This is a genomic window from Nesterenkonia xinjiangensis, assembly GCF_013410745.1.
GTDB lineage: Bacteria > Actinomycetota > Actinomycetes > Actinomycetales > Micrococcaceae > Nesterenkonia > Nesterenkonia xinjiangensis.
Map to the genome: position 1 here is coordinate 3,468,782 of NZ_JACCFY010000001.1, position 25,667 is coordinate 3,494,448.

Genomic DNA, 25,667 nt, shown 5'->3' on the forward strand with positions numbered 1-25,667 from the left:
GGCCCGACGGCCGGCCACGGACCAGGGTCAGGTCCGCCCTCGGGAGGCCTGGGCCTGCAGCAGCGCGTCGTGCAGGGCCATCCACCCCAGCAGCGCGCACTTGATGCGTGCAGGATACTTGGCGACCCCGACGAACGCCGAGGCGTCCTCGAGGCTCTCCTGCCGCTGCTCGTCCTCCAACGGCCGCCCGCGCCCTCGCATCAGGTCGCGAAACGTCTCTCCCAGCGCCTCGGCCTCGGTGAGGTCGACGCCGTCGACGAGGTCGTGCATCACTGACAGGGAGGCCTGGGAGATGGAGCATCCCTGACCCTCCCAGCCCAGGTCGACGATCCGCAGCGCGGCGTCACCGCCCTCGGTGCTGCCGTGCTCCTCCACCCGTACCTGCAGCCGGGCCTCGTCACCGCAGGTGGGATTGATCTGCAAGGACTCCCCGTCGAAGATCTCGAGCTGGCCCTGCCCATGGCGCTCCCGGGAATGATCCAGGATCACCTGCTGATAGAGCTGCTCCATCGCATCAGCCACGGACGCCTCCCACGGGAGTCGAGCCGAGGCCGAAGAAGGGCCGGACCCGGCCCAGCGCGTCGATGAAGGACTCGATCTCCGCCGCTGTGGTGTGGATCCCCGCCGACGCGCGGGCGGAGGCATGCGCCCCCAGCCGACGGTGCACCGGCTGAGCACAGTGGTGACCCACCCGCACGGCGATGCCGGCGTCGTCGAGCACCTGTCCGACGTCGTGCGGGTGCACGCCGTCCACGGCGAAGGAGACCACGGCGAGGCGGTCCACCGCGTCCTGCGGGCCGAGCACACGTACGCCGGGCACCGACTCGATGCCGGAAAGCAGCATCTCGGTGAGCTCGGCCTCATGGGCGGCGAAGACGTCCATGCCGACCTTCTGGAGATAGTCGACCGCGGCGTGGACGCCTGCCGTCTGGGCGACCATCTGGGTGCCGGCCTCGAAGCGGTTCGGCGGGGGCATGAAGGTGGTCGTCTCCATGGTCACCACCTCCACCATCGACCCGCCGGTGATGAACGGGGGCATGGCGGCCAGCAGGTCGCGGCGCCCATGGAGCACGCCGATGCCGGTGGGGCCCAGCATCTTGTGCCCGGAGAACGCCGCGAAGTCCACGTCGAGCGCCCGCAGGTCCAGGGGCAGATGTGCCGCGGACTGGCAGGCGTCCAGCACGACGATCGCACCGGATCGACGAGCCAGGGCTACCACCTCGGCGACCGGGCTGATGGCCCCGGTGACGTTGGAGGCATGGGTGAGCGCGACGATCCTGGTGCGCTCGGTGATCACTGAGAAGGTCTCTGGGTCCAGCCGCCCGTCATCGGTCAGGCCGATCCAGCGCAGCGTGGCCCCGGTGCGCGCGGCCAGCTGCTGCCAGGGCACCAGGTTCGCATGGTGCTCAGCCTCGGTCACGACGATCTCATCACCGGCGGCCAGCGCGAACAGTTCCGCGGAATCAGGCTCGCCGCGACCCAGACGCGCATCGAGGGTGGCGTGGAGGAAGGCATGGGAGACCAGGTTCAGCGCTTCTGTCGCGTTCTTGGTCCAGACGACCTCGTCCTCGGCCACGCCCACGAAGCCGGCGACGGCGGCACGGGCCGCCTCGTAGACCTCCGTGGCCTCCTCGGCGATCTGGTGGGCACCGCGATGCACGGCCGCGTTGGTGTGCTCGTAGAAGTGACGCTCGGCGTCGAGCACCGCGCGCGGCTTCTGCGAGGTGGCCGCCGTGTCCAGATAGACCAGCGGCCGCCCCTCCCGCACAGTGCGCTCCAGCAGCGGGAAGTCCGCGCGCAGGGCCGCCAGCTCCGCCGCGCTCAGGGAGGGGGCGGAGCCGGTGGACGCGGCGGGCTGCGGCTGAGCAGCGGTCATCGGATCAGAGCCTCTCGAGATGGGCGTCTCAGGCGGTGGCGGCCAGGAAGCGGTCGTAGCCGTTGGCCTCGAGCTCGTCGGCGAGCTCGGGACCGCCGTGCTCGGCCACCCGCCCGTCGATGAACACGTGCACGTGGTCAGGCTTGATGTAGTTGAGGATGCGCGTGTAGTGGGTGATGAGCATGGTGCCCATGTCGTTGTTCTGCTGGGCACGGTTCACACCTTCGGAGACCACGCGCAGCGCGTCGATGTCCAGTCCGGAGTCGGTCTCGTCCAGCACGGCGAACTTCGGCTTGAAGAGCTCCAGCTGCAGGATCTCGACGCGCTTCTTCTCACCACCGGAGAAGCCCTCGTTGACGTTCCGGCTGGCGAAGTCGGCGTCGATCTTCAGCAGCTCCATCGCGTCCCGGACCTCCTTGGTCCAGGTGCGGAGCTTCGGCGCCTCGCCGTCCAGGGCGGTCTTGGCGGTGCGCAGGAAGTTGGTCATGGTCACCCCGGGGACCTCGACCGGGTACTGCATGGCCAGGAAGAGGCCCGCCTGCGCGCGCTCGTCGACGCCCATCTCCAGGACGTCCTCACCGTCGAAGGTGATGGAGCCGGAGGTCACCTCGTAGCGAGGGTGGCCTGCGATGGTCGCGGCCAGAGTCGACTTGCCGGAGCCGTTGGGGCCCATGATGGCGTGGATCTCACCGGAGTTGATGGTCAGGGAGACGCCCTTGAGGATCTCCTTGCTGCCCTGCTCGGTCTCGATGGAGACGTGGAGGTCCTTGATCTCGAGAGTAGACATGTCGTGTCCGTTGTCCTTTGCTGTGTCTTGAAGCGTCAGTGTGAAGCGATGGGGCGGGCCCGCATCGTCGGTGTGCGGCGACCGATCGGTGCTCAGAAGCCGGCGATCTCCAGCTCGTTCTCCAGGTCGTCCTGCAGCGAGTCCTCGATGCTGGCCACACCGATCTTCTGGATGATCTCGTTGAGGAAGCCCCGGACCACCAGCTGGCGGGCCTCCTTCTCCGGGATGCCGCGGGCCATCAGGTAGAACAGGTGGTTCTCGTCGAAGCGCCCGGTCGAGGAGGCATGTCCGGCACCATCGATGAGCCCGGTCTCGATCTCCAGGTTGGGCACCGAGTCCGCGCGGGCGCCGTCGGTGAGCACCAGGTTCTGGTTCTTCTCGTAGGAGTCCGTGCCCTCGGCGGCCTTGCGGATCAGCACGTCGCCGACCCAGACCGTCCGGGCGGACTCTCCCTGCAGCGCACCCTTGTAGAGCACGTTGGAGGTGTTGCGCGGCGCGTTGTGGTCCACGAAGGTGCGGTGCTCGATGTGCTGGCCGGAGTCGGCGAAGTACAGGCCGTACATCTCGGCCTCGGCTCCCTCAGCGGCATAGCGGAAGTTGGTGTTAAGCCGGATCACCGACCCGCCGAGCGAGATCGCGACGTGCTTGTAGGTGGCGTCGCGGCCGACCTCCGCGTCGTGCTGGCCGACGTGGACGGCGTCGTCGTCCCAGCGCTGCAGCGAGATCACCTTGACGTGGGCGCCGTCCCCGACGACGACCTCCACGTTGCCGTTGAAGTCGGCGCTGCCCCGGTGCTCGAGCACGAAGACGGCGGTGGCGTGGGTCCCGGCCTCCAGCACGATGTGGCTGTTGGCACGACGTCCCGCTCCCCGGCCGGTGACGTCCACGCGGATCGGCTCGGCGACCTCGACGTCGGCGGGGACCTTCACGTGGAGTGCCTCGGCGACGTTCTTCGTGGCCAGGACGGCGGCACGGTCGGCCGGCTGCAGCACGCTGTTGCGCGGCGCCGCACCCTGGGACAGGGAAGAGACGACGACGGCGTCGGAGGCGGTGACCTGGTAGTCGACGGCCTCCGCCTCGCCCGGCGTGTCGGTGAGCACGCCGGCGAGCTTCTTCAGCGGGGTGAAGCGCCATTCCTCTTCGCGGCCGTTCGGCTCCGGGAAGCCCGCCGCGTCGAAGCCGACGTGACGGTTGGCCCGAGATCCGATGCCCGAGGTGAGCTTCTTGGTCTCGCCGAGGCCGCCATGGGTGTGCTCGGCGGCCTGGTTGGTCTGGGCGGCGAGGTTCTCGCCCTCCTCCGTCATGCCGGGGATGGAGATGCGGCGTTCGCCGACCTCCACTCCGGAGACCTTCTCCGCCTGGTCAGCGGGGGTGTTCGTCATCTGTTCCTCGTCCCTTGTCTGTCGTGGAGATGTCGGTGAAGTCTGTTCCCACGGACACCCGCTCAGGGCAGCCCCTGAGCGGGTGTCCGTGGGCACCGCGTCGCGGTGTGAGGCGGGCGGTGATCAGCCCACAGAGCCTTCCATCTGCAGCTCGATGAGGCGGTTGAGCTCGAGGGCGTACTCCATCGGCAGCTCACGGGCGATCGGCTCGATGAAGCCTCGCACGATCATCGCCATGGCCTCGTCCTCGGCCAGCCCGCGAGCCATCAGGTAGAACAGCTGGTCCTCGGAGACCTTGGAGACCGTCGCCTCATGGCCGAGGGTGACGTCGTCCTCGCGGATGTCGATGTACGGGTACGTGTCGGTTTTGGAGATCGTGTCCACCAGCAGCGCGTCGCAGACCACGGAGTTCGCCGAGTGCTCGGCGCCCTCGTTGATCTGGATCAGGCCACGGTAGGAGGCGCGGCCGCCGTTGCGGGCCACCGACTTCGAGACGATGGAGCTCGAGGTGTGCGGGGCCATGTGGACCATCTTGGACCCGGTGTCCTGGTGCTGGCCTTCGCCGGCGAAGGCCAGGGAGAGGGTCTCACCCTTGGCGTGCTCACCGGTGAGGTACACCGCCGGGTACTTCATGGTGACCTTGGAGCCGATGTTGCCGTCGATCCACTCCATGGTCCCGCCGGCGTCGACCACGGCACGCTTGGTGACCAGGTTGTACACGTTGTTGGACCAGTTCTGGATGGTCGTGTAACGGACTCGGGCGTTCTTCTTGACCACGATCTCCACCACGGCCGAATGCAGCGAATCGGTGTCGTAGATCGGCGCGGTGCAGCCTTCGATGTAGTGGACGTAGGAGTCCTCGTCGGCGATGATCAGCGTCCGCTCGAACTGGCCCATGTTCTCGGTGTTGATGCGGAAGTAGGCCTGGAGCGGGATCTCCACCTTCACGCCCTTGGGCACGTAGACGAAGGAGCCGCCGGACCACACGGCCGTGTTCAGTGCGGCGAACTTGTTGTCGCCGACCGGGATCACGGAGCCGAAGTACTCCTCGAAGAACTCCGGGTGCTCCTTCAGAGCGGTGTCGGTGTCCATGAAGATGACGCCCTGAGCCTCCAGGTCCTCACGGATCTGGTGGTAGACGACCTCCGACTCGTACTGGGCGGCGACACCGGCGACCAGGCGCCCACGCTCCGCCTCGGGGATGCCGAGCCGCTCGTAGGTGTTGCGGATGTCCTCGGGCAGGTCCTCCCAGGTACGGGCCTGCTTCTCGGTGGAGCGGACGAAGTACTTGATGTTGTCGAAGTCGATCCCCGAGAGGTCCGCTCCCCACATCGGCTGCGGCTTGCGCTGGAAGTACTTCAGGCCCTTCTTGCGCAGCTTGAGGATCCACTCCGGCTCGGACTTCTTGGAGGAGATGTCCTCGACGACGCTCACATCGAGGCCGCGCTTGGCGTTGGCCCCTGCGGTGTCGGAGTCGGACCAGCCGTACTCGTAGGCGCCGATCCCGTTCAGCTCCGGATTCTTCTCAAGGATCTCGGAGATGACACCCGGGTCCTCGGTGCGCTGGATCTGCTCGGTCATGACAACCTCTCTTGTTGACGGGGGGAGATGACGATTCTCTTGCGCCCGCCGCCGGACAGGCGGGGGCCTGCGGAGGCGGGGCGTGACGTGGGGTCCTGCGGGTCCTCCGACGCGACGCGCCGGGCCCGCTGCTCGGCGGCGAGCCGCTCGCGGCCGACCGGGACATGTGTCGTGCAGACATGAGCCCCGGAGGCCTGGGTGGAGAGACGCCGGACATCGACCTCGAGAAGTCGAGAGATCATCTCGGTCTCTTCCTCACAGAACACCGGATGCGCCTCTGCTATTTCCCGGACGGGGCAGTGGCCCTGACAGAGCTGGGTGGACTGCATGGCCATCAGGGGGTTGTCGCGGCCCACCTTGCGGGTGAATCCGGCGAAGCCGTCGGCGTTGAAGAGCTCGGCGAGCTTCTCGGTGCGCTCGTCGAGGTCCTCCACTCCGGCGAGCTGCTCCCGGTAGCGCTCCTCATGGTCAGCGAAGTACGCCGCGGCCAGCGCGCGAGGAGCCTCCTCGCCCACAGAGTCCCCGAGCACCTCGAGAGCACGGCGGGTCAGCGAGAGATAATCGTCACCGAGGGCCTCCTGGCCGCGCTGTGAGATGACATATCGACGGGAGGGACGGCCGGCGCCCTTGCGGCGCGAGGTGACGTTCTTGATCTCCACGATGCCCTGCTCGGCCATGGCGTCGAGGTGACGGCGCACAGCCGCCGCCGTCAGGTCGAGCCGCCGACCCAGGGCCGCGGCACTGATGGGACCCTCCTCGACGACGAGCTGCAGCACCCGCTCGCGGGTGGTGCCGTCGCCGTCCCGACCGGCGTCGGAGGACACCAGCTCGGGCTCTTCGGAGTTCCGGCTCGAATACATGAGTCTATTGTGACTTATTCAGATCTGGCGTGCCAGTAAGGCGACCCTGTGTTGACCGGAGGCGACACCGCAGCGTGGCCCCTGCTCCGTCATCTGGCACGGAGGACCCGGAGGCCCCCTCTACTACAACCTGTAGAAATGTAGAATGTCCTGGTGCCCCAGCAATCTCTCTGCCTCAGCCTGCGCCAGGTCCGGTACGCCGTCGGCTCCGCCCGCTCACGGGCCGGGGTTCAGGAGATCCTGCGCGGCGTCGACTTCACCGCCCGCCGAGGCGAGGTGACCGTGCTCCTGGGCCCCAATGGTGCAGGAAAGACCACCGCCCTGGGGTGCGCGCAGGGCCTGCTGCGTCCGTCGCAGGGCGCCGTGAGCCTGCTGGGAGAGGACCCCTGGCACGGCTCCGCGGCGCTGCGCGCCCGCGTCGGCGTGATGCTCCAGGACGGCGGCCTCCCCCAGGCCGTCCGCCCGCGGATCCTCCTGGAGCACGTGGCCAGACTGCACAGCACCCCCTGGCCCCTCGACGACCTCGTCGAACGGCTCGACATGGCCGACTTCATGACCACCTCGATCCGCCGCCTCTCAGGCGGACAGCGCCAGCGCGTGGCCCTGGCCGCGAGCCTGATCGGCAGCCCTGAGGCCGTCTTCCTCGACGAGCCCTCGGCGGGGCTGGACCCGCAGTCGCGGCAGATGACCTTCGAGCTGATCACGCATCTGCGCGACAGAGGCCTGGGTATCGTGCTCACCACACATCTGCTCGAGGAGGCCCAGAGGCTCGCCGACTCGGTCCACATCCTCAAGGACGGTGTCGTGGTCCGCCACGGCACCGTCGCCGAGCTCACCGAGGACGGCCGCAGCCGCCGCCTGCTCTTCGTCTCTCCGCGCACGCTCACCCGGGCGGAGCTCGACGCCGCCCCGACGCCGGTGTCGCTCGACGGCGGCGCGGACAACGAGCCCGGCGCCCGCTGGGCCGTCGGCGCCATCGCCGGACCCGAGGACCTCCACCGGCTGACCGCCTGGTGGGAGCACATCGATCTGATGCCCGGCGAGGTCTCCTTCGAGGCCCGCACTCTGGAGGACGTCTTCTGGGAGGTGTCCGTCTCATGAGTCTCCAGACCGCCAGCCCGGCCCCCGCGGCACGCCGGATCCTCGCCCACGGCGCCTACGAGACCCGCAACGTGCTGCGCAACGGCGAGCAGCTGCTCGTCTCGGTGATCCTGCCGCTGCTCGTGCTCGTCGGAGCGCACCGCCTGGACCTGGTCGCCGGCAGTGCCGCGGACGGGCTCACCGTGCCCAGCATCGACGTCATCACCCCCGGCGTCCTGGCCCTGGCGGTGATGGCCTCGGCCTTCACCGGTCAGGGCATCGCCGCCGGCTTCGAACGGCAGTACGGAGTGCTGGCCTATCTGTCCACCACGCCCCTGGGCCCGACCGGCCTCATCCTGGGAAAGGCGGTGGCCGTGGCCTGCGTGGTGGCGATCCAGGTGGTCGTGATCGGCACCGCCGGTCTGGTGCTGGGCTGGCAGCCCTCCCCCGGCGGCCTGGCCTGGCTGCTGATCTTCCTGCTGCTGGGCGCCACAGCGTTCACCGCGCTGGGGCTCCTGCTGGCGGGCACCGTGCGCGCGGAGGCCACTCTGGCGGTCACCAACATCCTCTGGGTGCTGCTCGGCGCCGCCGGCGGCGCCGTCTTCCCCCTGCACCATGAGGGTCCCGGCGTCCTGCTCCTCCTCCTGCCCTCCGCCGCACTGGGAGAGGGACTCCGCGCGGCCACGATCGACGGGGCCCTCGCCCCGGTCCCTGCACTCGTCCTGGCGAGCTGGTCCGTGCTCGCCGTCCTCGCCGCACGAAGGTGGTTCCAATGGCGCTGACCGACTCCCTCACCAGCCGTCTCCCCACACGGATCACGCGCACCACGCGGATCCTGGCCATCGCCACGCTGATCTCCAACATCGGCATCATGATCACCGGCGGGGCCGTGAGGCTCACCGCCTCCGGCCTGGGTTGCCCGGAATGGCCGCGGTGCACTCCGGACTCCTGGGTCTCCACCCCCGAGATGGGCATGCACGGGGCCATCGAGTTCGGCAACCGGCTGCTGACCTATGTCCTGATCGCCATCAGCCTGGCCATGTTCCTGGCCCTCGTGAGGCTCTGGGACAGCCATCGGCCCCTGGTCGTCCGAGCTCTGCTGATCGGCCTGGGCATCCCGCTGCAGGGGGTCATCGGCGGGATCACCGTCTGGACCAACCTCAACCCCTGGGTCGTGGGACTGCACTTCGTGCTGTCCTCGGTGCTGGTGATGCTGGCCGCCCAGCTGCTCCACCGGGTCACCCTCGAGCTTCACCATGACGGGGCCACCGGGCGCCCACTCGTCGACGGCGCCACCGATTCCGTGACCACGGCCATGGCTCCGGTGGTCCTCGCCGCCAGCTGGGCCGCCGTCATCCTGGGCACCATCGTCACCGGCACCGGGCCGCACGCGGGAGACCCGGGCGCGCCACGCCACGACTTCGACGCCGACCTGGTGACCCGGCTTCATGTGGTCCCCGTCTATGTGCTGTGCGCCGCCGCCGTCGCGATCATGCTGCGCCAGCGTCGGCTGCAGGCCTCACCGGCGCAGAAGAAGGCCGCCTGGTGGCTGGTCACGGTCATCCTGGCCCAGGGCACCATCGGCTACATCCAGCATTTCACCGGGCTGCCGATCCTGCTGGTGCTCTTTCACATGCTGGGGTCCGCGCTGCTCATCGCCACCGCCACGATGGTCTTCGACCGACTCCGAGCCAGCTATCGGACCCGCGGCCTGGAGGGTGCGTCCGCCGAGGACGTCGTGTCACGCTGAGCGGAGCCGATCTTCAGCGGCATGGTCAGCCGCACGGTCACATCCTCAACTGCGTGGTCCCGGCCGCACGGTCATGCCCTGCGCGTCCATCCGGGCCGAACACGATCGCCGGGATGACCACGAGCAACAGCAGCGTCCGCACCGTGGCCCACAGGGGTCCGGGGGCCCGAGCACCGCGCACCACCTGGATCCGGACCAGTCGCTTGCCGATGGTCACCCCCAGCAGGCCGATGAGGATGATGTGCATCGCCGCGAAGATGAGCAGCGTGACGATCGGGTCCGCGTCGAACCACATGGTGGAGATCAGCAGGGCGATGCCCCAGTCGATCAGCAGGGCCAGCACCCTCCGCCCGAAGGGGGCCAGGCTGCCTGGCCCGCGCTCCGGCAGCCCCAGGCGGTCCCCGGGCCACCTGTCCCCAATGCCTCCGTCGGGCTCCTCAGAATGCCCAGGACGCGGGTCTCGACTGGCTGCCACGGATCTCCTCTGCTCGGCGGATCACCGGCGCTGGTCGGCCGGCCCCTTCAGGCCCACCAGTCTAGTGGCACCTCAGGCACAGTGAGCCCCGGGAGACTGTGTCGACATCCGGCCCAGGGGACCCGATGAGCAACTTAAGTTACATGGCTGAAACATTTGCGTGACGGTCGAGAAATGCCGCCTGCATACCGTTGAGCCCGAGCGAGAGCCCCGGCTCACAGCACAGAATCGCAGGACCGACCACCGCGAGACTGCGGCGACGAGGCATCACGGTCGGCAGGTCATCCACGGTGATCGGTCCCACATGCCTGTGCCGATGCCGCTAGGGTGAACAACGCAGACCGGGTCCGCCCGGAGCCCAGCACGATATCCATGAGGAGCAAGGACGCATGTTCAGCAATCCCGAAGAAGTCCTGAAGTTCATCCAGGAGGAGGACGTCAAGTTCGTCGACATCCGCTTCACCGACCTTCCTGGCAGCCAGCACCACTTCAACGTCCCGGCCAAGACTGTCGACCTCGACTTCTTCGAGAACGGCCAGCTGTTCGACGGCTCCTCGATCCGTGGATTCCAGGGCATCGAAGAGTCTGATATGCAGCTGCTCCCCGACGTCGCGACCGCGTTCATCGACGAGTACCGCGTCGAGAAGACCCTGGCGATGAACTTCTCGATCGTCAACCCGCGCACCGGGGAGCCCTATGTCCGCGACCCGCGCGGCGTCGCGCAGAAGGCCGAGGAGTACCTGGCGTCCTCCGGCATCGCCGACACCGCCTTCTTCGGCGCCGAGGCAGAGTTCTTCGTCTTCGACGACGTGAAGTGGCAGTCCTCCCCGCAGGCGTCCTTCTACGCCGTGGACGCCGAGGAGGCCAACTGGAACTCCGCGGAAGAGATCAGCGGCGGCAACATGGGCCACAAGCTCGCCACCAAGGGCGGATACTTCCCGGTCTCCCCGCAGGACAAGACCGCCGACCTCCGTGACGCGATCTGCGTGGCCATGGACAACGTCGGCCTCGAGGTCGAGCGCTCGCACCACGAGGTCGCAGCCCCGGGCCAGCAGGAGATCAACTACAAGTTCAACACCTTGGTCCACGCGGCCGACGACGTGCAGAAGTTCAAGTACGTGGTCAAGAACACCGCTGACCAGTTCGGCAAGTCCGCGACCTTCATGCCCAAGCCGATCTTCGAGGAGAACGGCTCCGGCATGCACTGCCACCAGTCGCTGTGGAAGGACGGCGAGCCGCTGTTCTTCGACGAGAAGGGCTATGCGAACCTCTCGGACACGGCTCGCTGGTACATCGGTGGTCTGCTGAAGCACGCCCACGCGGTGCTCGCGTTCACGAACCCGACCGTGAACTCCTACAAGCGACTGGTCAAGGGCTATGAGGCTCCGGTCTCCCTGGTGTACTCGCAGGGCAACCGCTCGGCCTCCATCCGCATCCCGATCACCGGCGCCAACCCGAAGGCCAAGCGCCTCGAGTTCCGCGCCCCGGACGCCTCGGGCAACCCCTACCTGGCCTTCGCGGCGCAGATGATGGCGGGCCTGGACGGCATCCGGAACCGCATCGAGCCGCACGAGCCGGTCGACAAGGACCTCTACGAGCTGCCCGCCGAGGAGCTCGCCACCATCCCGCAGGCCCCCGGCTCGCTGGACGAGGCCCTCGAGGCGCTGGAGAACGACTACGAGTTCCTGCTCGAAGGCGGGGTGTTCACCGAGGAGATCGTCAAGACCTGGATCGCGTACAAGCGCGAGGAGGAGATCCTCCCGCTGAACCTGCGCCCGAACCCCTACGAGTTCGAGCTCTACTACTCGGTCTGATGCGTCCCGCGGGAGGGAGCCGGGTCATCGCCCGCTCCTCCCCCAGGTGACACAGACACAGAAGCGCCGCTCGCAGCTGTCCGCCCGGCTGCGTGCGGCGCTTCTGTCATGTCCGGCCTCAAGGGCGCCTGCCTGCTCAGAGGAGGCGCTCGGCCAAGCGACCTCTCCTCAGCTCAGCCGACCGGATGAGGGTGCTCTGCGGCGCGACCCTGGAACGCCAGGATCTGAGGGTTGATGACGTGGCCGTCGCGGATCTCGATCGCGCGGCCGATCGTCTCGTCCCCCTCCCAGGCCTCCGGCCCGTCCAGCACCGTCGGCACGAACCCGAGCAGCGCGAGGCTGTTCTCCCAGGTCGCGGAGTTCCACAGATAGGACGGGCTGTGGTCCACTCCGTAGTAGATGACGTTCTCCCCCACGGTGAAGATCGGGTCGATGAACGAGGTCGGCCGCGCCCATTCGAAACCCATCCCTTCGTCGCAGGACACGTCCACGATCAGACTTCCGGGACGGAAACGGGCGAGGTCGTCGTGGGTCAGGTACGTCAACGGTGCGGCCGTGTCCTGCAGGGTGCAGTTGACCACGATGTCAGCACGCGCCAGAAACGCCGCCAGCGGCATGCGGCCCTCGTCGGTGATGACCTCGGAGAGGTGTGCGCCGTCGCGGTCGTGCTCGAACTGCCGGATCCGGACCGAGTGGATCGGTGACCCGACGGCCGCGACACCGCGGTTGGTCAGCACATGGACATCATGCACGCCGTGTGCGTTGAGCGCCGTGACCGCCCCTCGGGCGGTCGCACCGAATCCGATGACGACGGCGCTCAGCGGGCGTCCGTAGTCACCGGTGGATCCTGTCAGCTGCAGGGCATGAAGGACCGAGCTGTATCCGGCGAGCTCGTTGTTCTTGTGGAACACATGAAGTCCCACCGCGCCGTCGGCGGTCCAATGATGCATGGCCTCGAAGGCGATCAGTGTCAGGCCCTCGTCGATCGCCAGCTGCGTGATCCCCGGGTCCTGAACGCAGTGGGTCCAGGCCCAGAGCACCTGGCCCTCGCGCATCAGCGCCACGTCCTCATGCTGGGGCTTGGGCATCAGCACGACGTCGGAGGTCGCGATCAGCTCGTCCCGCGGCGCGAAGCCGCCGACGAGTTCGCCCAGATCATCATCGGTGCGGCCGAACCGCTGCCCGTACCCGTGCTCCAGAGTGATGCGGGACCGGATCGATTCGTCCAGTCGCCCCAGGTGATCGGGATGCAGCGGAAGGCGGAATTCGTTCTCCTTGGTCGAGGTACCCACCACGCCAAGGGATCGGCCCGTCAGCGTTTCTTCCCGGCGAGCTTCTCGCCGAAGGACTTCTCAGCCGCCGCAGCCCGCTTGTCGGCGCGCTTCTCTTTGATGGACTTCTCGGACTTCTTGGAAAGATTCTTACGTGGCGACTTATCGCTCATGGTGACTCCTGGGTTGGAAGCCTGGACGGCTCCATGACCCCACCGTACGCCTGTTCCGTCCACGGGGCTGACTCCCGGTAGCTCCGGCCCGGATCCGGCACCAGGGAAGGCAGCCCGTGGTCGACGGGTGATGATGCTCTCAGCGAACCCGGGATGACCACCTGTGCCCTCCCCGTTGCACCAGAGGGCCTGATGAATTGTCCTGGCCCGTCCCCGTCGCGAGGAGTCGCTGTGCCTGCATCCCGTCCGCTGTCCCTGCTGGATCTGGCGACCGTCCGAGGCTCGGAGAGCATCGCGGACGGCATCGCCCGCAGTCGGCGTCTGGCCCGCACCGCCGACGGACTCGGCTACTCCCGGCTCTGGTTCGCCGAACACCACAACATGCCGCACATCGCCTCCTCAGCAACCGCGCTGATGATCCAGCACATCGCCGCCGCGACGTCGACCATCCGCGTCGGGTCGGGAGGGATCATGCTGCCCAACCACACACCGCTGGTCATCGCCGAGCAGTTCGGCATGCTCGAGACGCTGTTTCCTGGAAGGATCGACCTGGGACTGGGGCGGGCACCCGGCACCGACGGCGCCACCATGCGGGCGCTGCGGCGCGACGGCACCGAGGCAGACCGTTTCGAGTCCGACATCATGGAGCTCAACGGCTACCTGGCCGGATACTCCCGGATCCCCGGGGTCCATGCGTATCCCGGCCATGCGACCAGGGTCCCCATGTACGTCCTGGGCTCTTCGCTGTTCGGCGCCCAGCTGGCTGCCAAGCTCGGTCTGCCCTACGCCTTCGCTTCCCACTTCGCCCCGCAGATGCTAGTCCAGGCCGCCGACGTCTACCGCTCATCGTTCGACGCCTCCACATCGCTGCTGGGCCCGGACGCCCGTCCCCACTTCATCGCCGCGGCCAACGTGATCGCCCACGACGACGGCGACATCGCTCGGGCGCAGCGTCAGGCCGCAGAAGACTCCTGGATCCGGAACATGCTGGGCCGGAACCGCACCCTCAGCGACGATGACGTGGTCATGCTGCGTGACCACCCGGCCGGGCAGCAGGTTCTGGGCATGCTCAGCCGTACTGTGGCAGGCACCGCGGAGGAGGTCATCGACTGGCTGGACACCTTCGCCGAGGAGGCCTCCGCCGATGAGCTGATGCTGGTCAACCTCGCTCCCCAAGAGGACGTGCAGCACCGCAGTCTCGAGCTGCTCGCTCCTCAGGCCTCGGCGTAGAAGAGCCGCTCGTAGACCTGTCGACACCGCCTGGTGGTGCGCAGATAGTGCTCCTCGAAGGCAGCCGCCGAGCCGGCGTCGAATCCGCACCAGCGGGCCACCGCCTCCACGTCACGACGCGAGGAGGGCAGCACGTCCGCCGTCCTGCCGCTCCAGACCTTCGAGGCTGCCCGCACCCGCGTGCAGAGCCGCCACGCCTCGGCCAGGACGCCGGCGTCCGCACTGTCCATCAGCTCGTGCTGGACGAGGATCTCCAGGGTGTCCAACGTGTTGGTCACCCGCAGCGCCGGCACATCGTGGGCATGCTGGAGCTGCATCAGCTGAGCGAGCCATTCGACGTCGGAGAGCCCACCGCGGCCCAGCTTCACATGGCGTGAGGGATCGGCTCCACGAGGCAGCCGCTCGGACTCGACGCGCGCCTTGATGCGGCGGATCTCCCGCACCTCGGCCGCGCTGGGTGCCGCGCCATAGCGCACCTCGTCGACCAGCGCCATGAAATCCTCCGCCAGACCGTCGAAACCGGCAATCGGGCGGGCTCGGAGGAGAGCCTGCCGCTCCCAGACGTCCATCCAGCGGCGGTAGTACTCACGGAAGGACTCCAGAGTCCGCGAGATCGGCCCGTTCTTTCCTTCCGGCCGCAGATCGGCGTCCAGCTTGAGCGGATCCTCACCGCGCACCGGCGGCTTCACCGACTGGGACAGGAGCGCGGTCAGCCGGGTGGCCAGTCGACGAGCCTGCTCGTCGGCGACCGACGGATCCGCACCCTCGACGGCACGGTGGACGAACATCGCGTCCATGTCCGAGCCGTAGGAGATCTCGCGGCCGCCCTGGCGTCCCATGGCCACCACCAGGAACTTCACCTGCTCGCCGTGCTCTGCGAAGACCTCCCGCTCGGCTACGTGCAGGGCACCCAGCGTGGCGGCACGGTCCACGTCGGAGAGCGCCAGCCCCACCTCGTCGAGCTCCAGGAGCCCGGCGGCGTCCGCGATGGCGATGCGCAGCACCTCACGCTGACGCACCAGCCGGGTCAGCCTCACCGCAGTGGAGGAATCACCTTCGTGGCGAGCCAGTTGATGACGGATCTCGGTCCATAGGGACTCGAAGCTCAGCGGCTGCAGGGCGGTGTCGTCCCCCAGCCACCGACTCGACTCCGGGGAGTGCTCCAGCAGGTCCGAGATGAAACGAGAGCTGGTCAGGATGTGGCAGAGCCGCTCGGCTGCCACTGAAGAGTCACGCAGCATGGTCAGGTACCAGGGACTCGTGCCCAGCGATTCGCTGAGGCGACGGAAGGCCAGCAGCCCACGATCAGGATCCACCCCCTCGGCGAACCAGCCGAGCATCATCGGCAGAATCCGCCGCTGGAGCGTGGCCCGGCGGGTCACTCCGGAGGTCAGCGCCTCGATGTGCCGCATCGCCCCCGGGGTGTCGGAGTAGCCCAGCGCGGCCAGGCGGTCCTGGGCGGCCTGCGAGGAGAGCCTGACCTCCTCGTCGGAGAGCACGGCAGTGGTGGAGAGCAGCGGTCGGTAGAAGATGGTCTCATGGAAGGTGGCGACCTCACGGACCACGCTGCGCCAGGCCTTGAGCAGATCCTGGGCCGTGTCACGGCGCTCAGCCTGCGGGGGCCGGACGGCGTGCGCGAGAGCCCGCAGCTCCGGTTCACGAGTCGGCATCAGATGGGTGCGCCGCATGTTCGACATCTGGATGCGATGTTCATAGAGGCGCAGCTGCCGGTAGCACCGAGACATCGCCTCCTGGTCCCGGTGGGCCATGTACTCGCCCTCGTCCAGAGCGCGGATGGCGGTGAGGGTGTCCCGGACGCGGAGGTCCTCGTCCACCCGGCCATGGACCAGCTGGAGCAGCTGGACGGTGAACTCGATGTCGCGCAGCCCACCCCGCCCGAGCTTGATCTCCCGGTCGACGTCTTCGGCGGGGATGTGTTCGAAGACCCGGCGGCGCATCCGTTGGACGTTCTCCACGAACTCGACCTGCTGCGAGGAGCTCCACACCAGCGGCCAGAGCTTCTCGATGTAGTCCTGGCCCAGCGCCGCGCTGCCGGCGATCGGCCGGGCCTTCAGCAGCGCCTGGAACTCCCATCCGTGGGCCCATCGGCGGTAGTACTCCACGTGGGACTCCAAGGTCCGGCTGAGCGCGCCGCCCTTGCCCTCCGGGCGCAGGTTCGCGTCCACCTCCCACAGCCCGGGCTCGGGGGCGGAGGAGTTGATGGTCCGGGAGATCCCGCCGGCCAGGCTGACGGCGATTCTGCGCGCCTCAATCTCGTCGAGGTGCTCCGGGGCCCGGTGGACGTAGACGACGTCGACGTCGGAGATGTAGTTGAGCTCCCGGGCTCCACACTTGCCCATGCCGATGACAGCGAGCTCCACCTGGTGGGCGGCCTCGCCGTGGCGGTCAGCCAGCTCAGCACGTGTGACGGCCAGGGCGGCGTCGACCGCTCCCGCGGCCAGGTCCGCCAGCTGCTGGGAGACCAGGGGTTGATAGGCCAACGGATCTGCGGCGCAGAGGTCGCGGAGCGCGACGGCGGTCAGTTCGCGACGATAGGCCACACGCAGGGCGACGGCGGCCTCCCGTGCGGTGAACTCCCCCTCGAGCCCGGCGGCGGGCGCCTCCGCCTGCGGATCTGCGCGCACCGCCTCCATGAGCCCGGTGCGGAAGGTCTCGGCGTCGACCACCGCGGGCAGCTCGCGAGGCGATTCCCCCTGACCGGCCGCGGCGTGGTCGAAGAGCACCTGGACGGATTCGGGCCTTCGCACGAGGAACTCGCCCAGCGCCCGCGACGCGCCCAGGAGCCGGATCAGCGGCACGGCCTGCCGGTGGTGCCCCTCATCGGCATCGTCGAAGAGCCGACGCACCTCCGGAGCCCGCTCGAGCAGACGGATCAGCAGCAGCAGCGCCTGGTCCGCGTCAGGCGCCCGGCGCAGTGTCCGCAGCAGGGCGGTGCGGTCCAGGCCGCTGAGCTGCTCGTCCTGGAGGAAGGTCGCCGCCCGCTCCAGCTCGTCGAATCCGGCAGCGATCAGGTCACGTGAGGTCAGTCCGCTCATGCTCGCCCGACCGGGCTCAGATCATCCCGAGGTAGCGGTTGATCTCGAACGGTGAGACGTTGATGCGGTACTCGTCCCACTCCTGCTGCTTGTTGCGCAGGAAATTCTCGAAGACCTGCTCACCCAGGATTTCGGCCACCAGCTCGGACTCCTCCATCTGCCGGATCGCGTCGTGCAGAGTGCCCGGCAGCGGCTTGATGCCCAGCGCCTTGCGCTCGGGAGTGGTCAGCGACCAGACGTCCTCGGTGATCGCCTCTGCCAGCTGATACTCCTCCTTGATGCCCTTCAGCCCGGCGCCGAGCACCACGGCGTAGGCGAGGTACGGGTTGGCGGAGGAGTCGATGCCGCGGAACTCCACACGGGCCGACCCGCCCTTCGTGGGCTTGTACAGCGGCACGCGCATCAGCGCGGACCGGTTGTTGTGGCCCCAGGAGACGTGCGACGGCGCCTCTCCCCCGCCCCAGAGTCGCTTGTAGGAGTTCACGAACTGGTTCGTGACGGCGGTGAACTCGGGCGCGTGCGTCAGCACTCCGGCGATGAACTGCCGGGCGATGGTCGACAGGTTGAACTCCGCGTTGGGTGCGAAGAAGGCGTTGGTGTCGCCCTCGAAGAGCCCGAAATGCGTGTGCATGCCGGATCCCGGGTGCTCGGTGAAGGGCTTCGGCATGAAGGTCGCGTACTTCCCCTGCATGACGGCGACCTCTTTGATGACCGTCCGGAAGGTCATGATGTTGTCCGCGGTGGTCAGGGCGTCGGCGTAGCGGAGATCGATCTCGTTCTGCCCCGGGCCGGCCTCGTGGTGGCTGAACTCCACCGAGATGCCCACGGCCTCGAGCATGGAGACCACATGGCGGCGGAAGTCCTGGGAGACGCTGCCGGTGACATGGTCGAAGTAGCCGGCGCGGTCCACAGGAACAGGGCTGCCCGTGGCGTCGAGCTCCTCGGAGTCCAGCAGGTAGAACTCGATCTCCGGGTGGGTGTAGCAGGTGAAGCCCATCTCACCGGCGGAGTCGAGCTGACGGCGCAGCACCGATCGCGGGTCCGCGGAGGCAGGCTCCTGGTCCGGGGTGAGGATGTCGCAGAACATCCGGGACGTGGGCTCCTCCTCACCGCGCCAGGGAAGGATCTGGAAGCTGGAGGGGTCCGGCTTGAGCAGCATGTCGGATTCGAAGACACGGGAGAGCCCCTCGATGGAGGAGCCGTCGAAGCCCAGCCCCTCGCTGAAGACGCCCTCGACCTCGGCCGGAGCCAGCGCCACGGATTTGAGCGCGCCGACGACGTCGGTGAACCAGAGGCGCACGAAACGCACGTCTCGTTCCTCGATGGTGCGAAGTACGAATTCCTGCTGTCGGTCCATGCTCGCTGCAGCCTCTCTGACATGCGTGGGTGTCTCGCCGTTCCCACTCTACCCAAGACTCCGCCCACGTCTGGGGCGGCCCGGCCCGGGATCCGCTCGCGCGCCCGCAAGAGGCTAGCCTGGTGTCATGCCAGCCGAGAATCAGAGCAGCCACGCCCCCGACGACCCCGCCTCAGACGCTCCACGCCCCTACGGGGGCGCCGCCGCGCCGGGTGCCGCGGGCACCGGCGATCCCACGGCGCCCCAGAAGCCTCCTCGCACGCCCGCGCGGATCCGCACCGTGCACCTGCGGCGTTTCAAGGAGGAAGGTCGCCGCTTCGCCATGCTCACCGCCTATGACGCGCAGATCGCCTCGATCTTCGACGAGGCGGGCGTGGAAGTCCTGCTGGTGGGCGACTCAGCCTCGAACGTGATGATGGGCCGCAGCACGACCCTGCCGATCACTGTGGAGGAGATGTTGGTCTTCTCCCGCTCCGTGGTCAACGGGGCCGAACGGGCCCTCGTGGTGGCCGATGTGCCGTTCGGCAGCTATGAGGCCTCAGCCCAGCAGGCGGTGGAGACCGGAGTCCGCTTCATGAAGGAGGCCGAGGTCCACGCCGTCAAGGTGGAGGGCGACGCGTCCATGGCCGGCCACGTGCGTGCCATGGTCTCGGCAGGGATCCCGGTGATGGCGCACGTGGGATTCACCCCGCAGTCCGAGCACGCTCTGGGTGGTTACCGCGTCCAGGGACGCGGAGACGCCGCTGCCCGCGTGCTCGCCGACGCCCGAGCCATGCAGGAGGCCGGGGCCTTCTGCGTGCTGATGGAGATGGTCCCCTCCGACGTCGCGGCCGAGGTCGAGGCCGCCTTGGACGTCCCGACTATCGGGATCGGGGCCGGTCCCGCGACCACGGGTCAGGTGCTTGTGTGGCAGGACATGATGGGCATGACGCCAGGGAGGCTTCCGCGCTTCGTGAAGAGGTACGCTGACCTCCGCGGCACCGTCGCCGCGGCTGCGGCCGCCTACGCCGAGGACGTGCGCTCCGGGGCCTTCCCCGCCGAAGAGCACGGCTTCTGAGAGGTCCGGCTCAGTCCTCGGCGTCCTCACCCTCCCAGCGCTCGTTGTTGGCCTGGACCTTCTTCATGGCCTGAGAGGCTTCGGCGTGGGAGTCGTAGGGGCCCAGCAGGTGCTTCCAGCTGGACTGCGCCCCCTGCTCCACCTCGCCGGTGCGGACGTTGTACCAGTACTGCGTGGTCATGGAGCCAGCCTACGCCGGTCAGGCGACGGTGACGACATCCACTCCTGACTGCTCCAGCCAGAGGCGCTGCTCGAGGCGCAGCTCGCCGGTGACCACCGTTCCGATCTCTTCGGTCGCACAGACCGCGAAGGTCGCCGAGACGCCCAGCTTGTCCGCGCCTGCGGCGGCGATGAGCTCCCGCGATGAACTCCGGATGGCGCGCTTGATGTCGGCGTCCTGGACGGTGGAAGCGGTCATGCCGGAGTGCTCGTCCCAGCCGCAGACCCCGAGCACCCCGACATCGGCACGGAACCCCTCGATGTCCCGCACGGCCCGGTGCCCGCTCCAGGAGAGCTCCCCGGCGTTCAGCTCTCCTCCCGGGGTGAGGACCCGAGTGCCACGCTCCGCCGCCCCGGGGTCCCGAGCCAGCACGACGGCGATGTGCAGGGAGAGCGCCAGGACCGTGACATCCCGACCGGCCAGTGCCTGGGCCACCGCCGTGCAGGTGGTACCGTCATCGATGATCACGCTGGAGCCGTCCGGGATCAGCGCGGCCGCAGCTCGACCGATCGCCCGCTTTTCCTCGACATGGCTCTCCCGCCGGACTTCATAGGGCAGATGCGTGCCGCGCGCGGGCAGACCGACCGCACCGCCGTGGGTGCGGCGGAGCAGACCACACTGCTCCAGCTCGCTGAGGTCCCGCCGGATCGTCATCGCCGACGCCCCGGTGGCTCGCACCAGATCGGCGGCACGGACCTCCTCACCTCCGCGGACGGCCGCGATGATCGTTCTATGTCTGTTCGCACGTTGCATGTGTGCGATTCCAGCGGAAGACTGCTCGCCATGCAAATGCCCACCTCACCGCGTGGAGACCAGCACGGACCGGTCTCCGTCCGGCTGCGCCGCAGCCGTCTGGCCACCATGACGGCCTTCGCCACCAACGGTGCGCTGCCGGCCTCGCTGCTGGCACGCTACGCGGAGGTCAAGGAGACGCTGGGGCTGAGCCCTGCGCTCTTCGGCCTGCTCGTGGTCGGCTTCGGCCTGGGAGGCACACTCGCGGTGCACCTTCCAGGAGTGGTCTCTCGCACCGTCGGCGTGGCGCGCGCCGCAGGATTCGGCACCCTGTGGGTCGGCGCGTCACTGGTGCTGGCCACAGTCGGCATCGCCCTCGGCGATCCCTGGCTGGTGGTGGCGGGCCTTCTCCTGGCCGGCTTCGGTGACGCCACGGTGGACGTCGCACAGAACTCCCAGGGGCTGAGGGTCCAGGAGGCCTACGGCCGCTCTCTGCTGAACTCCATGCATGCGGGCTGGAGCATCGGTGCCGCGCTCGGTGGCGGCGTCGGCACGCTGGCGGCCCTGGCAGGGATTCCGCTGCTCGGGCACATGGCAGTCTGGGCGATGGTCTGCGTGCTGGCCATGAGCCTCTCCGCGCGTGCGTTCCTGCCTGAGCCTCGGCGCGTCCTGGGCACCGCACAGAGCACCACACGACCCACCGGCTGGGCGACGGCGAAGATCCTCGTGCCCCTGGCGCTGGTCGCCCTGGCCGGCATCTCGGTGGAGGACGTCGGCAACAACTGGTCGGCGGTGCTGCTCTCCAGCGAACGGGACATGGCGGCTGCCTCCGCCGGCGTGGGTCTGACCGTGCTGCTGACCGCCCAGTTCATCGGCAGGATGCTCGGCGATCGAGTGATCGACCGCCTCGGCGATCGCCGTTCGCTGCTGCTGAGCCTCGCAGCCGTCATCCTCGGACTCCTCGCCGCGGCCTGGGCTCCGACCATCGCGCTGACGCTGGCCGGCCTCGCGCTGGCCGGGCTGGGCTGCGCCGTGACCGTACCCATCGCCTTCGCTCGGGCCGACGCAGTTCCCGGCCTGCCTCCGCACAGCGGCGTCACCTGGATCAGCTGGACGATGCGGACCGTCACTCTGAGCCTCTCTCCGACGATCGGCGCCCTGAGCCAGGGGACCTCCCTGCCGATCGCCCTCACCGCGGTGACGCTGATCGCGGTGCTGGCGCTGGCCCTGCAGCTGCGGACCCGGGGCGCTGAACCTCGAGGCGGCCCGGCGGGACCCTGATGTCGACCCTCGTCTCGACGGTCGGACCGATGCCGACGATAGGATGGATCCCATGGCTTCCGTCTCTCCCCCGACTGCCCCCGTCGGCACGCTGACCAAGGGCACCGTGAGCCCGCCGCGCCCGGTCCCGAACCACATCGAGAAGCCGAACTACGTCGGCCTGGACGCCCCGCCCGACTACACGGGCGAGAACGTCTACGACGCCGAGACCGTGGCTCGGATCCGCCGGGCGGGACGGCTCGCCGCCGACGCGATGGTCGCCACCGGGGAACAGATCAGGCCCGGGGTGACCACCGACGAGCTGGACGCCTTCGCCCATGACTACCTCACCTCAAGGGGCGCCTACCCGTCCTGCCTCTCCTACCGAGGCTTCCCCAAGGCGATCTGCACCTCCATCAACGAGGTCATCTGCCATGGGATCCCGGACTCCACCCCGCTGCAGGACGGCGACATCGTCAATCTCGACATCACCGCGTACCTCGACGGAGTCCATGGCGACCACAACCACACCTTCCTGGTGGGCGACGTCGACGAGGAGTCGCGCCTTCTCGTCGAACGCACCCATGAGGCGATGATGCGTGGCATCCGTGCGGTGAAGCCGGGGCGCCCCATCAACGTGATCGGCCGCTCCATCGAGTCCTATGCCAAGCGGTTCGGATACGGGGTGGTGCGTGAGTTCATCGGCCACGGCGTGGGCAAGGCCTTCCACACCGGCCTGGTGATCCCCCACTACGACACCGCCCCGGACCACTCCCAGCTGATGGAGCCGGGCATGGTGTTCACCATCGAGCCGATGCTGACTCTCGGCACCCGTCACTGGGACATGTGGGCCGATGACTGGACGGCAGTGACCCGGGACAGGAGGCGCACCGCCCAGTTCGAACACACGCTGGTCGTCACCGACGGCGGTTCCGAGATCCTCACACTGCCTTCGGGGGACGACGGCTGATCACTGCTCGCGGGTGACAGAGGTGACCTAGATCGCGTACACCGGCTATCCTGGTCCGTGGCCGGCTCGCAGGAGCGTCCGGTCGATCACATCCGGTGCGACGACGCACGTCCAGTCCCTGTGGCCCGCGAGCGGAGCCGAAGGCGCGTCGCCGACCGTCGGCCGTGCTCTTCTCGCCTCACCCCTTGGAGAGCAATGACCCAGTCTGACCAGTCCCAGCCCTTGGCCGCCCAGGCGGTGGCCCCGGCCAGCGTCGCCCTCGACCACCTGCCGAAGCGCGCCATCGGCATCGATGTGGGCGGCACCGGCATCAAGGGCGGGATCGTCAATCTACACAAGGGCAAGCTGGTCGGGGAACGCTTCCGCATCCCGACGCCGAGGCCTGCCACACCGGAGGCCGTGGCCGAGGTCATCAGCACCATCCTGGAGGAGCTGCTGGGGCGCGAGAAGGCTCCCGACCGGGACGAGCTGGCGGTGGGCGTGCTGGTGCCCGGCATCGTGATCGACAACGTGGTGCTCTCCGCGGCGAACATCGACGACTCCTGGATCGAATGCGACGCCGGCGAGCTTCTGCGCGAGCTCCCCGGGGACATCTTCACGTTCAACGACGCCGACGGTGCCGGCCTGGCCGAGGCGCGCTACGGCGCCGGCGCCGGGCGGTCGGGCTCCGTCCTGACCATCACCCTGGGTACAGGCATCGGCTCGGCCCTGGTGCACGACGGGGTGCTCGTGCCCAACAGCGAGCTGGGCCATCTGGAGTTCGAAGGCGAGGTCGCCGAGGTGGTGGCCTCCGCCGCTGCCCGGGAGCGGATGGACATGCCCTGGGATGAGTACGGGAGGCTCCTAGACCGCTATCTCACCCATGTGGAGCGGCTGTTCTCCCCCTCGCAGTTCATCATCGGAGGAGGCATCTCCAAACGCAGCGACGATTTCCTGCCGCAGGTCAGCAGCCCTCGCGCCCCCGTGGTTCCGGCACAGCTGAAGAACAACGCCGGCATCGTGGGCGCGGCCCTCTATGGAGCGGAACAGCGCGCCCTGGCCCAGCGATCCGACGCCGCGGATCTCGATCGCGTGGCCGCGGAGAAAGTTGCCGCTGAAGCCTGAGCTCCGGCCTCGTCCGCAGGGAGTCTTGGTATAGTTCAGACGCCGGTGCGCCCGTCCCCTGTCACCGCGCGACCACGGGACGAGGCCGCCGGTCCAGGGCCTTTAGCTCAGCTGGTAGAGCATCGCGTTTACACCGCGAGTGTCGTCGGTTCGATCCCGGCAGGGCCCACACGATCGGTGTCGTCCTCAGCCCATCGGACACCCGTCGCACCAGCGCATCTCCAGTCTCCTGACGCGGACTCGGTGAGGAGGCGCCACTCGGAACGAGGCACTCGATGTCCGCAGCTGTGGACCTGCACTATCCCTTCGACGGCCGGTGGCTGACGCAGAACAGCCCTGCCGATCGAGTGCCCAGCCACGGCACTGTCCTGTTCGCCGCCTCGTACGCCATCGACTTCGTGCCTGTGGACGACACCGGGCGCACCGCTCCGATCTCCCTGCGCTCACTTGTGCGCTCGGAATCACCGGACCGGTTCCCGGGCTTCGGCCGCCCGGTGCTGGCGCCGGTCGAGGGGGTCATCGTGGCGGCGCATGACGCCGAAGGCGATCACGCCGTCCATCGCGGGCTGCCCTCAGTCGGCTATGCCCTCACCCAGCGCTCCCGCGCGACCCAGGGCTGGGTCGCCCTCGCCGGCAATCATGTGTTCATCGATGCCGGCGGCGCCGTCATCGTCCTCTGCCACCTCCAGCAGGACAGTGTCTGCGTGGAGGTCGGGCAGAAGGTGCGTCCCGGCGACATGCTGGGACGCTGCGGGAACTCAGGCAACAGCACCGAACCGCACCTCCACCTTCAGGCGATGGACCGGTCCGACGTTGAGCGCGCCCGAGCTGTGCCCTTCACCTTGCGCGGCTCGCTGCCGCCCAATGGCGTGGTCGTCGACAGCGGGAAGGTCTGAGCCCCACCGAGCCTCCGATGACAGGAGCCCGGGTCCACGCTGATGCGTAGACCCGGGCTCCGGTCAGGTGCTGAGAGGCGCCGCTGACCGCGCGTGCGCTCAGTGCTCGTCGTAGTGGTCGCCATGGGCGGCGTGGCGGTGGCCGTCGTGGACGTAGTCCACGTGGTCCTCGTGCGGCACTGCTTCGTGGCCGCAGTTCTCGCCGTGCTGGTGCTCCTCGACGGTGTGCTCGGCAGCCTTGTGGTCAGTCATGGTGAGATCCTTCCGGGCCGTCGGTCGGCCGTCTTCGTGGTGTGAGACTCTTCGACGTGCGCGATGGCGTCATCGACGATATGTGCGACATGATCGTCCGCCAGGTGATAGTTCATGGCTTTGCCATGCCGGTCCGCCGCCACCAGCCCCGCCTGCTTCAAGGACCGCAGGTGCTGGGAGACCAACGGCTGCGACATTCCTGTCACCTCCACCAGTCTCCCCACCGTTCGGGGCGACTCGCCGAGCAGCTGCAGCAGCTGGAGCCTCGACTCATTGCCGAGGACTTTGAACAGCTGAGCAGCCGCCACCACACCGTGTTCGTCGTGCACAGCTCCACCTCACCACACATATAAATAGATTGCAATCTGTTTACCGGGAATCGTTCTCAAGGCCTTCAGAATAGGCGAGCCCCTGTCGGGCACGTCACCCGGCACCCCCACCCGGAGGACCCGCCCCACGCGGGGTCGCAGCCGGTGAGCTCGTG

25 protein-coding genes and 1 tRNA gene are annotated in these 25,667 nt (G+C 68.3%); 11 read left to right on the forward strand and 15 right to left on the reverse strand.

The window, feature by feature from the left end; all coding sequences use genetic code 11:
* Positions 1–27: 27 nt before the first annotated feature.
* The 6 genes from sufU to HNR09_RS15520 form a co-directional block, all read right to left on the reverse strand.
* A complete protein-coding gene (sufU, locus tag HNR09_RS15495) occupies positions 28–522 on the reverse strand; it encodes a Fe-S cluster assembly sulfur transfer protein SufU (protein ID WP_343047570.1) in 495 nt (164 codons plus the stop codon).
* Positions 515–1,876, reverse strand: coding sequence for a SufS family cysteine desulfurase (locus tag HNR09_RS15500; RefSeq protein WP_179542843.1), 1,362 nt, complete (start codon positions 1,874–1,876; stop codon positions 515–517). Before HNR09_RS15500 ends, sufU begins: the two co-directional genes overlap by 8 nt.
* A 28-nt stretch (positions 1,877–1,904) precedes the next feature.
* Complete coding sequence (sufC, locus tag HNR09_RS15505; RefSeq protein WP_179542844.1) at positions 1,905–2,663, reverse strand: Fe-S cluster assembly ATPase SufC; 759 nt, start codon at positions 2,661–2,663, stop codon at positions 1,905–1,907.
* 92 nt (positions 2,664–2,755) lie between these two features.
* Positions 2,756–4,045 carry a Fe-S cluster assembly protein SufD gene (gene sufD, locus HNR09_RS15510; RefSeq protein WP_179542845.1) on the reverse strand — a complete coding sequence of 430 codons (1,290 nt, stop codon included), beginning with the start codon at positions 4,043–4,045 and terminating at the stop codon, positions 2,756–2,758.
* A gap of 123 nt (positions 4,046–4,168) precedes the next feature.
* Positions 4,169–5,626 carry a Fe-S cluster assembly protein SufB gene (gene sufB / locus HNR09_RS15515; RefSeq protein WP_179542846.1) on the reverse strand — a complete coding sequence of 486 codons (1,458 nt, stop codon included), beginning with the start codon at positions 5,624–5,626 and terminating at the stop codon, positions 4,169–4,171.
* A complete protein-coding gene (locus HNR09_RS15520; RefSeq protein ID WP_179542847.1) occupies positions 5,623–6,486 on the reverse strand; it encodes a helix-turn-helix transcriptional regulator in 864 nt (287 codons plus the stop codon). The genes sufB and HNR09_RS15520 overlap by 4 nt, the downstream gene beginning before the upstream one ends.
* Positions 6,487–6,639: 153 nt before the next feature.
* Between HNR09_RS15520 and HNR09_RS15525 the strand changes: the two genes are divergently transcribed.
* Genes HNR09_RS15525 through HNR09_RS15535 form a run of 3 tightly spaced genes read left to right on the forward strand, consistent with a single transcriptional unit; the run spans position 6,640 to position 9,316 of the window.
* On the forward strand, positions 6,640–7,587 hold the full coding sequence (locus tag HNR09_RS15525) for an ABC transporter ATP-binding protein (RefSeq protein WP_343047571.1): 948 nt from the start codon (positions 6,640–6,642) through the stop codon (positions 7,585–7,587).
* Positions 7,584–8,348, forward strand: a complete 765-nt coding sequence (locus HNR09_RS15530) for an ABC transporter permease (protein ID WP_179542848.1) — start codon at positions 7,584–7,586, stop codon at positions 8,346–8,348. The genes HNR09_RS15525 and HNR09_RS15530 overlap by 4 nt, the downstream gene beginning before the upstream one ends.
* Positions 8,339–9,316, forward strand: coding sequence for a COX15/CtaA family protein (locus HNR09_RS15535; RefSeq protein ID WP_179542849.1), 978 nt, complete (start codon positions 8,339–8,341; stop codon positions 9,314–9,316). The genes HNR09_RS15530 and HNR09_RS15535 overlap by 10 nt, the downstream gene beginning before the upstream one ends.
* A 37-nt stretch (positions 9,317–9,353) precedes the next feature.
* On the opposite strand, the gene HNR09_RS15540 is transcribed toward HNR09_RS15535, so the two are convergent.
* Entirely contained in the window at positions 9,354–9,791 is a 438-nt protein-coding gene (locus HNR09_RS15540) for an RDD family protein (RefSeq protein ID WP_378938606.1), read from the reverse strand.
* A gap of 389 nt (positions 9,792–10,180) precedes the next feature.
* Here HNR09_RS15540 and glnA point away from each other — a divergent pair, with 389 nt between their 5' ends.
* Positions 10,181–11,605: a type I glutamate--ammonia ligase gene (gene glnA / locus HNR09_RS15545; RefSeq protein ID WP_179542850.1), complete on the forward strand. Its 1,425-nt coding sequence runs from the start codon at positions 10,181–10,183 to the stop codon at positions 11,603–11,605.
* A 173-nt stretch (positions 11,606–11,778) separates the two neighbouring features.
* Here glnA and HNR09_RS15550 read toward each other — a convergent pair whose 3' ends face one another.
* Entirely contained in the window at positions 11,779–12,897 is a 1,119-nt protein-coding gene (locus tag HNR09_RS15550) for a N(5)-(carboxyethyl)ornithine synthase (RefSeq protein ID WP_378938609.1), read from the reverse strand.
* Positions 12,898–12,917: 20 nt separating this feature from the next.
* Positions 12,918–13,049, reverse strand: a complete 132-nt coding sequence (locus HNR09_RS16405; protein WP_281366358.1) for a hypothetical protein — start codon at positions 13,047–13,049, stop codon at positions 12,918–12,920.
* A gap of 231 nt (positions 13,050–13,280) precedes the next feature.
* Here HNR09_RS16405 and HNR09_RS15555 point away from each other — a divergent pair, with 231 nt between their 5' ends.
* Positions 13,281–14,279 (forward strand): LLM class flavin-dependent oxidoreductase, encoded by a 999-nt coding sequence (locus HNR09_RS15555; RefSeq protein WP_322479550.1) that lies wholly within the window; start codon positions 13,281–13,283, stop codon positions 14,277–14,279.
* Here HNR09_RS15555 and HNR09_RS15560 read toward each other — a convergent pair.
* The gene (locus HNR09_RS15560; RefSeq protein WP_179542852.1) at positions 14,264–17,335 is read right to left on the reverse strand and encodes a bifunctional [glutamine synthetase] adenylyltransferase/[glutamine synthetase]-adenylyl-L-tyrosine phosphorylase; all 3,072 of its coding nucleotides are present in this window, start codon (positions 17,333–17,335) and stop codon (positions 14,264–14,266) included. The two genes, HNR09_RS15555 and HNR09_RS15560, sit on opposite strands and share 16 nt — an antisense overlap.
* 16 nt (positions 17,336–17,351) lie before the next feature.
* On the reverse strand, positions 17,352–18,692 hold the full coding sequence (locus HNR09_RS15565) for a glutamine synthetase family protein (protein ID WP_179542853.1): 1,341 nt from the start codon (positions 18,690–18,692) through the stop codon (positions 17,352–17,354).
* A 127-nt stretch (positions 18,693–18,819) separates the two neighbouring features.
* Here HNR09_RS15565 and panB point away from each other — a divergent pair, with 127 nt between their 5' ends.
* A complete protein-coding gene (panB, locus tag HNR09_RS15570; protein WP_179542854.1) occupies positions 18,820–19,749 on the forward strand; it encodes a 3-methyl-2-oxobutanoate hydroxymethyltransferase in 930 nt (309 codons plus the stop codon).
* Between the two features lie 10 nt (positions 19,750–19,759).
* On the opposite strand, the gene HNR09_RS15575 is transcribed toward panB, so the two are convergent.
* Both HNR09_RS15575 and HNR09_RS15580 read right to left on the reverse strand, forming a co-directional pair.
* Positions 19,760–19,930 (reverse strand): SPOR domain-containing protein, encoded by a 171-nt coding sequence (locus tag HNR09_RS15575; RefSeq protein ID WP_179542855.1) that lies wholly within the window; start codon positions 19,928–19,930, stop codon positions 19,760–19,762.
* A gap of 18 nt (positions 19,931–19,948) precedes the next feature.
* On the reverse strand, positions 19,949–20,722 hold the full coding sequence (locus tag HNR09_RS15580) for a DeoR/GlpR family DNA-binding transcription regulator (protein ID WP_179542856.1): 774 nt from the start codon (positions 20,720–20,722) through the stop codon (positions 19,949–19,951).
* 30 nt (positions 20,723–20,752) lie between these two features.
* On the opposite strand from HNR09_RS15580, the gene HNR09_RS15585 reads away from it, so the two are divergent.
* From HNR09_RS15585 to HNR09_RS15605, 5 genes are all read left to right on the forward strand, one after another.
* Positions 20,753–21,982, forward strand: coding sequence for an MFS transporter (locus HNR09_RS15585; protein WP_179542857.1), 1,230 nt, complete (start codon positions 20,753–20,755; stop codon positions 21,980–21,982).
* A gap of 52 nt (positions 21,983–22,034) precedes the next feature.
* Positions 22,035–22,931, forward strand: a complete 897-nt coding sequence (map, locus tag HNR09_RS15590) for a type I methionyl aminopeptidase (RefSeq protein WP_378938620.1) — start codon at positions 22,035–22,037, stop codon at positions 22,929–22,931.
* Between the two features lie 195 nt (positions 22,932–23,126).
* Positions 23,127–24,035 carry a polyphosphate--glucose phosphotransferase gene (gene ppgK, locus HNR09_RS15595; protein WP_179542859.1) on the forward strand — a complete coding sequence of 303 codons (909 nt, stop codon included), beginning with the start codon at positions 23,127–23,129 and terminating at the stop codon, positions 24,033–24,035.
* Between the two features lie 96 nt (positions 24,036–24,131).
* A tRNA-Val gene (locus HNR09_RS15600) sits at positions 24,132–24,204 on the forward strand.
* 106 nt (positions 24,205–24,310) lie between these two features.
* Positions 24,311–24,931 (forward strand): M23 family metallopeptidase, encoded by a 621-nt coding sequence (locus HNR09_RS15605; protein ID WP_179542860.1) that lies wholly within the window; start codon positions 24,311–24,313, stop codon positions 24,929–24,931.
* A gap of 99 nt (positions 24,932–25,030) precedes the next feature.
* Here HNR09_RS15605 and HNR09_RS15610 read toward each other — a convergent pair whose 3' ends face one another.
* Positions 25,031–25,183 carry a zinc transporter permease gene (locus HNR09_RS15610; protein WP_179542861.1) on the reverse strand — a complete coding sequence of 51 codons (153 nt, stop codon included), beginning with the start codon at positions 25,181–25,183 and terminating at the stop codon, positions 25,031–25,033.
* Positions 25,180–25,512 carry a metalloregulator ArsR/SmtB family transcription factor gene (locus tag HNR09_RS15615; protein ID WP_179542862.1) on the reverse strand — a complete coding sequence of 111 codons (333 nt, stop codon included), beginning with the start codon at positions 25,510–25,512 and terminating at the stop codon, positions 25,180–25,182. The genes HNR09_RS15610 and HNR09_RS15615 overlap by 4 nt, the downstream gene beginning before the upstream one ends.
* Positions 25,513–25,667 lie beyond the last annotated feature (155 nt).